Annotated in this window: 11 protein-coding genes; 1 reads left to right on the top strand and 10 read right to left on the bottom strand. The window is 73.2% G+C overall.

The features are described from left to right. From MHY49_RS17720 to MHY49_RS17675, 10 genes are all read right to left on the bottom strand, one after another. On the bottom strand, nt 1-1721 hold a 1721-nt coding region (locus MHY49_RS17720; RefSeq protein ID WP_239206361.1), incomplete at its 3' end, for a PH domain-containing protein. Then, a complete protein-coding gene (locus MHY49_RS17715; protein WP_228358695.1) occupies nt 1718-2221 on the bottom strand; it encodes a PH domain-containing protein in 504 nt (167 codons plus the stop codon). The genes MHY49_RS17715 and MHY49_RS17720, both read right to left, overlap by 4 nt. Nucleotides 2222-2311: 90 nt before the next feature. After that, entirely contained in the window at nt 2312-2815 is a 504-nt protein-coding gene (locus MHY49_RS17710) for a DUF3180 domain-containing protein (protein WP_228358696.1), read from the bottom strand. After that, nucleotides 2815-3732 (bottom strand): 2-amino-4-hydroxy-6-hydroxymethyldihydropteridine diphosphokinase, encoded by a 918-nt coding sequence (gene folK, locus MHY49_RS17705; RefSeq protein WP_239206359.1) that lies wholly within the window; start codon nt 3730-3732, stop codon nt 2815-2817. The genes MHY49_RS17710 and folK overlap by 1 nt, the downstream gene beginning before the upstream one ends. Further along, nucleotides 3729-4646, bottom strand: a complete 918-nt coding sequence (folP, locus tag MHY49_RS17700; protein ID WP_239206358.1) for a dihydropteroate synthase — start codon at nt 4644-4646, stop codon at nt 3729-3731. Before folP ends, folK begins: the two co-directional genes overlap by 4 nt. A gap of 4 nt (nt 4647-4650) precedes the next feature. Next, nucleotides 4651-5253 (bottom strand): GTP cyclohydrolase I FolE, encoded by a 603-nt coding sequence (folE, locus tag MHY49_RS17695; RefSeq protein ID WP_239206356.1) that lies wholly within the window; start codon nt 5251-5253, stop codon nt 4651-4653. A gap of 1 nt (nt 5254) precedes the next feature. Further along, complete coding sequence (ftsH, locus tag MHY49_RS17690) at nt 5255-7351, bottom strand: ATP-dependent zinc metalloprotease FtsH (RefSeq protein ID WP_239206354.1); 2097 nt, start codon at nt 7349-7351, stop codon at nt 5255-5257. A 1-nt stretch (nt 7352) separates the two neighbouring features. After that, nucleotides 7353-7904 (bottom strand): hypoxanthine phosphoribosyltransferase, encoded by a 552-nt coding sequence (gene hpt / locus MHY49_RS17685; protein WP_152353369.1) that lies wholly within the window; start codon nt 7902-7904, stop codon nt 7353-7355. A gap of 62 nt (nt 7905-7966) precedes the next feature. Beyond that, a complete protein-coding gene (gene tilS, locus MHY49_RS17680) occupies nt 7967-9067 on the bottom strand; it encodes a tRNA lysidine(34) synthetase TilS (RefSeq protein WP_239206352.1) in 1101 nt (366 codons plus the stop codon). 13 nt (nt 9068-9080) lie between these two features. Continuing rightward, entirely contained in the window at nt 9081-10502 is a 1422-nt protein-coding gene (locus MHY49_RS17675) for a D-alanyl-D-alanine carboxypeptidase/D-alanyl-D-alanine-endopeptidase (RefSeq protein WP_239206350.1), read from the bottom strand. A gap of 100 nt (nt 10503-10602) precedes the next feature. On the opposite strand from MHY49_RS17675, the gene MHY49_RS17670 reads away from it, so the two are divergent. Continuing rightward, nucleotides 10603-11115, top strand: coding sequence for an inorganic diphosphatase (locus MHY49_RS17670; RefSeq protein ID WP_200503873.1), 513 nt, complete (start codon nt 10603-10605; stop codon nt 11113-11115). The last annotated feature ends 143 nt before the right edge of the window (nt 11116-11258 follow it).

Here is an 11258-nt window from a genome sequence, read left to right as displayed (position 1 = left end):
GTGACGGGGGCGGGAGCCGAGTCGGGTGCCGGGGCCGAGCCTGGTGCGGGGGCCGAGTCGGGTGCCGGGGCCGAGTCGGGGGCGCCGGCCGGCGCAGGGACCGACGGCGCGTGCGCATGGGGCCCGAGCGGCGGACGCGGCCAGTCGTCGCGATCACGGTAGCGGCGGCCATGCGCGGCGTCCGGGCGCAGGGAGTCCTCGAGCTCGAGCAGGTCGGCGATGTAGACGCCGGCGATCTCGGCGCGGGCCGCGGCGACGCCGACCGTGAGGGTCGCGGTGGAGGTCATACGGCCGACAGGTCCCTGCGCGAGGCTCAGGCCCTGGATGCGCTCGCGCGGGACGATCTGCACCTTCGCGGTGATCACGCCGCTGCGCAGCACGAGCGCGCCGGGCAGCAGCAGGACGCGGCGCGTGCGTCGCCCGATGACGAACAGCCGGTGGCGCGGCCCGATGCCGCCCAGATCCCGCGCGCGTGCGGTGAGCAGACGATCCAGCAGCGCCGCGTCGTCCTCGGTGCCGAGGGTCGGCAGCAGGTGGCCGAGGGTGCGCAGCAGCTCCTCGCGCGTGCCCACGGGCAGGGCGCTGGTCGCGGCCGAGGAGTCGTTCTCGCCGATCCCGGCGACGCTCACCCGCGCCTCGGTCCACGCGGGGCCGCGCCACAGCAGCGGGCGGCGCAGCCGCAGGTCCTGCACGCGACCGGCGCCGAGGTTGTCCGTGCGGGTGGAGAACAGGCCGCGGCGCATGCGCAGCCCGCGGTCGGTGTCGCGGGAGACGAAGCCCCAGCCGCCCTCGAGGCGGTGCAGCACGGCCTGCGGGACGGCGACGATCGCAGGCAGCGCGGCCGCGATCAGCCCGGTGCCCGCGCCGTCGGTGCGCCAGGCGATGATCGCCGTGACGATGATCCAGACCACGCCGACGACCAGCCCGATCAGCCAGCCGACGTCGCGCAGCATCGCGTGCAGGAGACGCGTGGTGGGGATCTGCGCGATGAGATCGCCGTCGGTGACGCCGTCGTACGCGACCTCGCGCAGGCTCTCGCGCAGACCGCGATCGCGGGCGGGAGCCCCCGGCGTCCCGTCCTCCGCGCTCGTCGGAGCCTGCGCTGGAGTGCCGGGGGCGCCGCCGGCGGCCAGGTCGTCGGCGGTCGTCCCGTCGGCGGCCGGACCGCCGTCGGACGATCCGCCGGCGGCCGCGCCGACCACCCCTGCCGACCCGGCCCGCCCGGCGGGCCCGCCGGCGGCCACGTCGAGGATCTCGGTGCGGATGGTCTCGGCATCGGCCGCCGTGATGTACGCGATGTCCAGATGGGATTCGGAGCCGCCCGCGAACTCGACGCGCACCTTCGCGAGGCCCAGCAGGCGCGGCACCGCGGGACGCTCGACCGAGACGGATTCGATGCGCTCGCGCGGAGCGGTGCGGCCGGTGCGGGTGAGCAGGCCCGAGCGCCGCGTGACCCCGTCGGACGAGATCTCGTATGTGGTGCGCCACCAGATCAGGGCGCTGACGCCGACCGCGATGACGAGGGCGATCACGAGCGCGCCCAGTCCCAGCAGCGCGCGCCGCACGGTGAACTCGCCGACGAGCTGGGCCAGGTTCTGGGCCGCGATCACCGCGATCACACCGGCGAAGATCTTCCAGCCGGTCAGCAGGGGCGTGAGCGGATGGGTGCGACGGGAACCGTCCTGCCCGGCCGGGCCGTGAGCTGCGTCCTCGGTGCTCACAGCGACTGCATCCTCTCGATGCCGCGCCGGGTGAGCAGCTCCTTGAGCTCCTCGGCATCCTCGCGGGGGAGCCCGGGGATGGTGCCGTCGGCCTCGTCGGAAGCGGTCGAGTACGCCAGACGGGCGATCCCGAAGCGGCGCTCGACAGGGCCCTCGTGGATCTCCACGGACTGCACGCGGCCGTAGGGCGTGGTGGTGACCGAGCGGAACATGAGTCCGCTCGCGAGGGTCAGCTCCTCCTCCCCCGCCCGGTAGCCGATCGCCCGCACGCGGCGCGGCGTGAGCAGGACCCCGGGGAGGCACCAGAGGATCGGCACGATCGCGAGCACCTCGAGCCACCACCAGCCCAGCCGCAGTCCCAGCACGAGGCAGGCGATCGCGATCGCCAGGGAGATCACCCACCACGGGACCGCGGCGAGGTAGCGGGCGGGCACGAGCCGCGGCGAGACCGGGGTGAGTCCCCGTCCGCCCAGCCGCTGAGGTCGCGTCGAATCGTCCATGGGACCATCCTCGCAGGCCGCCGGGCGCCGGGGCACCCGACGATCGTCCGAGGCGACCCCTGACCTGCGTCGCAGCGTCGCTCGCGAGGTTCAGGCGGCGGTCGAGCGGGCCCCGCCCTCGCCGTCGTCCGGAGGGAGGGTCCCCCAGCGCTCGACGATCACGCCGAGCACCGCGAGGGCGATGCCGCACAGGGCGCCGAAGCCCGTGGGCAGCAGGGCGCCGACGACGGTCCCCGTGCCCGAGGACAGGAAGAAGGCGAGCTGGCCGAGCTGGATGCCGCCGACGATCGACCCCGTGTAGGCGCACGCGCGGGCGAACACGATCGTGCGGAAGGCGGTGAGCATGTCGATCGAGTGGCGGCGCGGGGCGGTGCTCGGGTTCTCCCGCCTCTCCTCGCTCTCCTTCGTGTAGCGGCGCAGCGGGAGGCCGCACACGAGCAGCACGGCGCCCAGGGCGAGCAGCAGCAGTCCGGTGACCCAGCCGGTCACCGGCAGCACGGCGCCGCGCCCGGTCACGAAGTTCGCGAGCACCGCGCCGAACACGGTCGCGAGCAGACCGAGGACGACGAGCGTCGGCACCGAGAGCGGGCGCATCAGGCGCCGAACCCTCCGAGCGCGGGGCCGGGGCGCACGCCCTCGCGATCCTCGGCGCGCGCGAGGAGCGGGCCGATGGGGCCGTGCCCGGGCAGCTCCGCCGCGGGGCGGGCGGCGTGCCAGGGCGCGAGCACGAAGGCGCGCTCGTGGGCGCGGGGATGCGGCAGCGTCAGCTCCTCGTCGTCCTGGACGAGGTCGCCGTAGGCGATGAGGTCGACGTCGAGGGTGCGGGGCCCCCAGCGGACCTCGCGCACGCGCCGGGCGTCCTCCTCGAGGGCGTGGGCGAGGTCGAGGAGGCGCCACGGCCCGCGCTCGCTGCGGATGCCCACGACCGTGTTGAGGAAGGCGTCCTGTGCGACGCCTCCCACCGGGTCGGTCTCGACGACGGGCGCGGTCCAGTCGATCTCGATGCCGTCGGCGGCGCGCAGCAGGGCGAGCGCGCGGGAGAGGTGCTGCTCGCGCGCCCCCAGATTGGTGCCCAGTGCGAGCACGGCGGGCGTCGCGGGGGCGCTGCGCTCGATGCGCACGCGCACGTCGGAGAAGGGGTGCGGGATCGGGGCCGACGGCTTGTGGAGGGTGACCTCGATCCGGCGCACGAGGATCTGCTCGGAGAGGACCCGCCCGGCGATGCGCGCGGCGAGGGTCTCGATGAGCTGGTGGGGCCCGCCCTCGATCTCGGCGACGGCGGAATCGGCGACCTCCGCGTAGTTCACCGTGCGGCCCAGGGCGTCCGCCCGTCCGGCGGGCGCGGTGTCGACGTCCATCCGAAGGTCGACGAGGAAGTCCTGGCCGTCGCGGCGCTCGTGCTCGAGCACCCCGTGGTGGCCGCGGGCGCGCAGCCCGATCAGCTCGATCGCGTCGGGCGGGCCCGGGTGCAGGGCCCGCGCGAGGTCCGGCGGGACGACGAGGGCGCTCATCGGGCGCCTCCCGTGAGAGAGGGTCCGTCGGCCCGAGGCGACCGGTCCGCGCTCATCGTGCGGTGCGCCGCGTGCTCGCTGGCGGCCCAGCGCGCGCCGACCTCGACGGCGGCCACGGAGGCCGCGACGTCGTGCACCCGCACCGCCCAGGCGCCCTCGCGCGCGCACAGGGCGCTGACGGCCGCGGTCGCGACGTCGCGGTCCCCGGGCAGGGTGCTCAGGAAGCGCTTGCGGGAGGCGCCGATGAGCACGGGGAGGTCGTGGGCGAGCAGGGCGTCCCAGTCCCCCAGGATCTCCCAGTTCTGCGCGCCGTTCTTCGCGAAGCCGAGGCCGGGGTCGGCGACCAGCTGGGAGTCCTCGACCCCTGCCTCGCGCAGCGCCGCCAGGCGCGCCCCGAGCTCGCGCTCGACGTCGCGCGGCACGTCGGCGTACTCGTCGAGGTCGTTCATGACGTCGCTGTGGCCGCGCCAGTGCATCGCGATCACCACGGGCGGCGCCCCGAGACGGGTCCGGGCGCGCGCGAGCAGCCCGGGCATCGCGGCATCGGCGAGGCCCGCCGAGACGTCGTTGATGATGAGGGCGCCGGCCTCGAGGGAGGCCTCCGCGACAGCGGCGCGCATGGTGTCCACGCTCACGACCGCGCCGCGCGCGCTGAGCTCGCGGACCACGGGGATCACGCGGCGCAGCTCCTCGGCCTCCTCGACGCGCTCGGCGCCGGGCCTGGTCGATTCGCCTCCGACGTCGATGATCGCGGCCCCCTCGGCGAGCATCCGCTCGGCATGGTCGAGGGCCTGCTCGGGACGCATGTGGGCGCCGCCGTCGGAGAAGGAGTCCGGGGTGACGTTGAGGATGCCCATCACCAGGGTGCGATCCCGCGCGAGGTCCGCGGGCAGTCCGTCGGGGCGCGTCCTCATGGCGTCAGCCCCGCATGATGAGGGACATGGCCTCGGAGCGCGTGGTGCCCTTGCGCAGGATGCCGCGCACGGCCGAGGTCACGGTCTGCGCGCCCTCGGCGCGCACGCCGCGCATCGACATGCACATGTGCGAGGCCTCGAGGACCACGATCGCACCGGCGGCGCGGAGCTCCTCCATGAGGGCATCGGCGATCTGGGTGGTGATCCGCTCCTGGACCTGGGGCCGACGCGCGTAGACGTGCACGAGCCGCGCGATCTTCGACAGGCCGGTGACGCCGCGCGCGCCGGGGATGTAGCCCACGTGGGCCGTGCCGAAGAAGGGCAGCAGGTGGTGCTCGCACATGGAGTGGAAGCGGATGTCGCGCACCAGCACGAGCTCCTGGTGCTCGATGTCCCCGAAGGTCACCGAGAGGGGCTCGTGGGCGTCCATGCGCATGCCCTCGAAGACCTCGGCGTACATGCGGGCCACGCGCGAGGGGGTCTGCACGAGCCCGTCGCGGTCGGGGTCCTCCCCGATCGCGGCGAGGATCTCGCGCACGGCCGCCTCGATGCGCGGGGCGTCGACGCCGGGAGCGCCCGGCTCCTCGGGAGCCAGCTCCTCGTCCATCTCAGCGGTCCTCGGTCGCAGGGCCGTCGGTGCCCTGGAGACCCTCCGGCCCGGCGCCGCCGGTCCCGCGATCGGTCCCTCCGGGGTAGCCGGGGATCTGGGGGCCGTCGCCGCCCGGGGAGGGCAGCTCGGGCGGACCGGGGGTGAGCGGATCGCCCGCGTCGCCGTGCTCGCTGCTGGCATCACCGGGATTGCCGCCCACGAGCGGCGCCGTGAAGATGGGGCGCTGCGCGGAGGACTGCCAGACGTCGCGCTGCGGGCGCTTGGTGACGCCCTCGAAGATCACGGCCAGCTGGTGCTCGTTGAGCGTCTCCTTCTCCAGGAGCTCGAGGACCAGGCGGTCGAGGACGGGGCGGTTCTCGGAGATCACGGCCCAGGCCTCGGAGAGCGCCTCGTCGACCAGACGGCGCACCTCCTCGTCGATGAGCTGCGCTGTCTCGTCGGAGACCTGGACGTCGCCGCCCTGCTGCATCCCGACGAAGACCTCGTCCTGGCCGCTGCCGTAGAACACCTGGCCGACCTTCGCGCTCATGCCCAGCTGGGTGACCATGGTGCGCGCGATCTTGGTGGCGTTCTGCAGGTCCGAGCTGGGACCGGTGGTGACGTCGTGGAAGATGCCCTCCTCGACCGCGTAGCCGCCGAGCGCGTAGGACAGGCGGTCCAGGAGCTCGTTGCGCGACTGGTAGTTGCGGTCCTGGGTGGGGACGACCATCGTGTAGCCGCCGGCCTGGCCGCGCGGCAGGATCGTCACCTTGTTGACCGGCGCCGAGTAGTTCAGCGCGGCCGCCACGAGCGCGTGGCCGCCCTCGTGGTAGGCGGTCATCTGGCGGTCGCGGTCGCTCATCACCTTGGAGTAGCGCTGCGGTCCCATGGAGACGCGGTCGATGGCCTCGTCCAGGGCCCGCGAGTCGATGATCTGGTTGTTCGAGCGCGCCGTGAGCAGCGCGGCCTCGTTGAGCACGTTCGCGAGGTCCGCACCCGACATGCCGATCGTGCGGCGCGCGACGATCTCGAGGTCGACGTCCTCCGCGAGCGGCTTGCCCTGCGCGTGGACGTTGAGGATGTGCAGACGGCCCTTGAGGTCCGGCAGGCCCACGGCGACCTGGCGGTCGAAGCGGCCCGGGCGCAGCAGCGCGGGGTCCAGGATGTCCACGCGGTTGGTGGCGGCGATGAGGATGACGTTCTGGTTCTCGTCGAACCCGTCCATCTCCACGAGCATCTGGTTCAGGGTCTGCTCGCGCTCGTCGTGGCCGCCGCCCATGCCGGCGCCGCGGTGGCGGCCGACGGCGTCGATCTCGTCGATGAAGATGATCGCCGGGGAGTTCTCCTTCGCCGTCGAGAACAGGTCGCGCACGCGGCTCGCGCCGACGCCCACGAACATCTCGACGAAGTCCGAGCCGGAGATCGAGTAGAAGGGCACGTTCGCCTCGCCGGCGACGGCCTTCGCGAGCAGGGTCTTGCCGGTGCCGGGAGGGCCGTAGAGCAGGACGCCCTTGGGGATCTTCGCGCCGACGGCGTGGTACTTCTCCGGGTCGACGAGGAACTGCTTGATCTCGTCGAGCTCCTCGACGGCCTCGTCGGCCCCCGCCACGTCGGCGAAGGTGACCTGCGGCGCCTCCTTGTTGAACAGCTTGGCCTTGGACTTGCCGAACTGCATGGCGCGGCCGCCGCCCTGGCTGTTCATGATGAGGAACCAGAACACGCCGATGAACAGCAGCAGGGGCAGGAAGGAGACGAGCAGCGTCGACCACCAGGGGCTGGTGGCGATCTCATCGGTGTACCCCTTCTTGGGGTCGGCCTTGTCGACGGCGTCGACGACGGCGTCACCGCGCGCGGTGACGTAGGAGAAGTAGACCTTCTTGCCCTTGTCGTCGAAGTCCTGGCTCAGCACGAGGTCGACCCTCTGCTGGTTGCCGTCGATGATCTTCGCCTGCTCGACCTTGCCGTCCTGCAGGAGCTGGAGGCCCTGCTCGGTGTCGACCTGCTGGTAGCTGTCGCGTCCCAGGAATGTGAACGCGAGGATGCCCAGGAGCAGGGCGACGGCGACCCAGATCGCGATGGACGCGCCCGGCCGCTTCTTCTTGGTGGTGCTTGCCATCTCAGTCCTCGTACACGGAGCGCTTCAGGACGCCCACGTAGGGAAGGTTCCGGTAGGACTCGTCGTAGTCCAGGCCGTAACCGATCACGAATTCGTTGGGAATGTCGAAGCCGACGTACTTCACGTCGATCTCGACGCGCGCGGCCTCGGGCTTGCGCAGCAGCGCGGCGACGTCCACGCTCTTGGGGCCGCGCGAGCGGAGGTTGGCCAGCAGCCACTTCAGGGTGAGCCCTGAGTCGATGATGTCCTCGACGATCAGCACCCGGCGGTCGGAGATGTCCGTGCCCAGGTCCTTGAGGATCCTCACCACTCCCGAGGACTTCGTCCCCGAGCCGTAGGAGGACACGGCCATCCAGTCCATGTCGACGTCGAGGTCGATCGTGCGGGCCAGATCGGACATCACGATCGCGGCGCCCTTGAGGACTCCCACCAGCAGCGGGGGTTCGTCCGCATAGTCCTCGGCGATCCTGGCCCCCATCTCGCGCAGGCGCTCGTGGATGGTCTCCTCGTCGAGCAGGACGCGCTCGACGTCCTCATGAGGGTTGACGGACACGCGGTCTCCTCCGTGGGTCGGCTTCGGCTCGGCGTCGCGCGGGTTCGGCGCCGGAGTGCTGTTCACGCGCATGCGCCCCCGTCGCGGGAGCGTCGCCACACCAGCAGTCCGTCACGACGAGCGACCTCGATCCTACCCGGAAGGGGCGAGGCTGCCTGACCGTGCCATGAGACCACCAGCGCATCGGCCGCGAGCACGTGGCGGCGCAGCAGGGTTTTGTCCGACGGGGCGCCGCCGCGCCGCTCCGCGAGCCGAGACGCATCGCGCAGCACACGGGTGCGCAGGGGCGCCGGCGCAGCGGCGAGAGCATGCACGTCCAGGGCGAGCACGTCCCCCTCCTCCTCGAGCTCCCCGAGGTCGCGCTCGAGGGACTCGCGCAGCGCGGCCGCGTCGGCATCGAGCATGTCGGAATCGGGTCTGACCAGCGCCGCGCTGCGGGCGAGGTTCTGGGAGATCTGCTCGCCGAGCTCCTCGCGCAGCACGGGCAGCACCCGGTGCCGCACGCGGGCGCGCAGCAGGGAGGTGTCCGCGTTCATCGGGTCCTCCCACCACGGAAGGTCGTGCACGCGGCAGATCTCCTCGGTGTCGGCCCGGGAGACGGCGGTCGTCTCGTCGCGGCCGTCGCCCAGGAAGGGCCGCAGCAGGGGGCCGCGGGCGGCCGGGATGCCCGCGAGCGCGCGCGGCCCGGCGCCGCGGGCGAGCGCCATGAGCACCTGCTCCGCCTGGTCGTCGAGGGTGTGACCGAGCAGCAGCGCGAGGCCCCCGCGCTCCTCGAGCAGCGCCTCGAGCGCCTCGTGGCGGGCGACGCGCGCGGCGTTCTCGACCCCGCCCGGGGCATCGGGATCGACGTGCACGGCGAGCACGTGGACGGCCGACGCGCCGAGGCGCTCGGCCTGGATGCGGGCGCGCTCGGCGACGGACGCGGAACCCTCCTGCAGGCCGTGGTCGACGATCACGGCCTCCGTCTCCAGGCCCAGCCGTGCACCGACCCAGCAGGTGGTGGTCAGCAGGGCGAGGGAGTCGGCTCCGCCGCTGAGACCGACCAGGACGCGCGGCGCGAGCGCGCCCCCGCCGGTCGAGTCGGCGAGGTCCGCCAGGCGCGCGAGGAGGGCGGCGCGCACGGCGCTGCGGGCGCGTGCGACCACGCGCGGGGGTCCTGCCATGGGGTGGGTGCTCCTAGGTCCGACGGGCGAGCTCGTAGGCGACGTCGTCCACGGCGGCCTTGGCCGTGTCGGCGTCGGCCCCGTCGAAGCCGTGGACCACGATGTCGAAGACGACCGTGCGGCCGTCGGGGAGAACGGTCACGCCGGCGAGGGCCGACGTGCCCGCGAGGTATCCGGTCTTGCCGCGCACGGTGCCGCGGGCGCCCGCGACGCCCTTCGCGCCGAAGCGCTCCTCGAGGGTGCCGGTGAGGCCCGCGATCGGCACGTCGTACAGCAGCGGCTCGAGCTGCGGCGCACCGCCGGAGGCGACCTCGCCGAGGATCGCGCTGAGCAGCCGCGGCGGCACGCGATCGCCCGTCGAGAGGCCGCTGCCGTCGCGGATCACGAGCTCTTCGAGGTCCTTCTCGGGCACTCCGAGCTCGTCGGCGAGGGATCGCACCTCGGTGTCCACGGCCTTCGCGGCGTTCTTCGGCGTCGGCTCGAGGCCCTGGGCCTTGGCCGTGAGGTGGGCCATGAGCTCGGCGATCGTGTTGTCGGAGGTCTGCAGGGCGTGCTGGACGATGTCGGTGAGCGGCGCCGAGCGCGTCGCGACCTCGACGACGTCGCCGCCGACCTCGGGCGCCTTCGCCCCCTCGACGTGCGCGTCGGCCCCGCCGGAGACCTTCAGCCCGTGCTTCTCGAGGTCCTTCGCGAAGAGCTTCGCGGCATCGCCCGCAGGGTCCGCGGACTTCCTGCCGTACTGCTCGCCGTCGAGCCAGCCCTCGTCGACCGCGAGGGCCGCGGTGGGCGTGACCCAGCCGCCCGCGCGGCCGTTGTCGCCCCAGGCGGGGTTCTCCCCTCCTGGGAGGGCGCTGGTGTCCAGACGCAGGGCGACCTGGTCCTGGCCGTGATCCTCGGCGAGCTTCGCCGCGTCCTGCGCGAGCGCGTCCACGCGCTCGCGGGTCAGGGTCATGTCGCCCTCGCCGACGAGGGTCAGGGTCCTGCCGTCGAGCACGGCGTGCGTGGTGAGGCGCTGGTCGCCGTCGACGCTGCGCAGCAGGGCCGAGGCGGTGAGGAGCTTGAGCGTCGAGGCGGGGACGCGCGCGGTGTCGGCGTCGCGCTCGGCGATGACGTCGCCGGAGTCGGCGTCGACCACGGAGTAGGACAGTCCGCCGTCGATCACGGGATCCTTCGCGTGGGAGGCGAGGCGGCCCGCGAGGTCCTCGTCGGCGTCCCTCGTCGAGGCGGTCGCGGGGGTGGGGACGATCGGATCGGCCTGCTCCCGGTCGTAGTCCTCGCCCTGCGCGCGCGGGCCCGCGTTCTCGCCCTGCTGCTCGGTCGAGAGCGTGAGCACCCCGGGGAACGCGTCCGTGAGGTCGCCCACCACGTAGAAGCTGACAGGCACTGCGGCGCACAGCGTGATGGCGACAGCGCGCCAGAGCTTCTCAGTCCGCATGGATCCCAGGATATAGAGTGTCGGGACCACTCTCCGCATAGAGTGTGAGGACCATTGACCGCGCCCACAGGGCGATGAGCACCGCAACGGAGCCGCAGACGTGGAGTTCGACGTCACGATCGAGATCCCTCGAGGGAATCGCAACAAGTACGAGGTGGACCACCACAACGGGCGCATTCGGCTGGACCGGATGCTGTTCACCGCCACCCGCTACCCGGACGACTACGGGTTCATCGAAGGCACGCTGGGCGAGGACGGCGATCCGCTGGACTGCCTGGTCCTCCTCGAGGAGCCGACGTTCCCGGGCTGCCTGATCCGCTGCCGCGCGCTGGGCATGTTCCGCATGCGCGACGAGTCCGGCGGCGACGACAAGATCATCGCCGTGCCGGTGGGCGACCAGCGCCAGGTGCGCCGCCAGGAGCTCACGGACGTCTCCGAGTTCCACCGCCTGGAGATCCAGCACTTCTTCGAGGTCTACAAGGACCTCGAGCCCGGCAAGAGCGTCGAGGGGGCCCACTGGGAGGGCCGCAGCGACGCCGAGGCGGAGATCCGCCGCTCCTACGAGCGCGCCAAGGGCACCGAGCACGAGAACGAGTTCACGGTCGAGGTCTGACCCCGTCCCGGCCGACCGAAGATATGAGCGTGGGGGGCCCCGGCCGCGGGGGTGCGGGGGGGCCCCCCCCGATATGGAGTGGGCCGCCCGGGGGCGGGGGGGCGCCGGGGGCCGCGCCCGGGGGGGGCGCGGGTAGGGGCGAC

The sequence above is a fragment of the Brachybacterium sp. ACRRE genome, assembly GCF_022346485.1.
Lineage (GTDB): Bacteria > Actinomycetota > Actinomycetes > Actinomycetales > Dermabacteraceae > Brachybacterium > Brachybacterium halotolerans.
The sequence above is the reverse complement of the archived record's forward strand: the minus strand, read 5'-3'. Positions and strand labels throughout refer to the sequence as shown.

Excerpts from the sequence above, each read along its gene's own strand:
- MHY49_RS17715 (WP_228358695.1), bottom strand. The coding sequence starts at position 2,221 with ATGGACGATTCGACGCGACCTCAGCGGCTGGGCGGACGGGGACTCACC.
- ftsH (WP_239206354.1), bottom strand. The coding sequence starts at position 7,351 with ATGGCAAGCACCACCAAGAAGAAGCGGCCGGGCGCGTCCATCGCGATC.
- MHY49_RS17710 (WP_228358696.1), bottom strand. The coding sequence starts at position 2,815 with ATGCGCCCGCTCTCGGTGCCGACGCTCGTCGTCCTCGGTCTGCTCGCG.
- folP (WP_239206358.1), bottom strand. The coding sequence starts at position 4,646 with ATGAGGACGCGCCCCGACGGACTGCCCGCGGACCTCGCGCGGGATCGC.
- folE (WP_239206356.1), bottom strand. The coding sequence starts at position 5,253 with ATGGACGAGGAGCTGGCTCCCGAGGAGCCGGGCGCTCCCGGCGTCGAC.
- MHY49_RS17675 (WP_239206350.1), bottom strand. The coding sequence starts at position 10,502 with ATGCGGACTGAGAAGCTCTGGCGCGCTGTCGCCATCACGCTGTGCGCC.
- tilS (WP_239206352.1), bottom strand. The coding sequence starts at position 9,067 with ATGGCAGGACCCCCGCGCGTGGTCGCACGCGCCCGCAGCGCCGTGCGC.
- folK (WP_239206359.1), bottom strand. The coding sequence starts at position 3,732 with ATGAGCGCCCTCGTCGTCCCGCCGGACCTCGCGCGGGCCCTGCACCCG.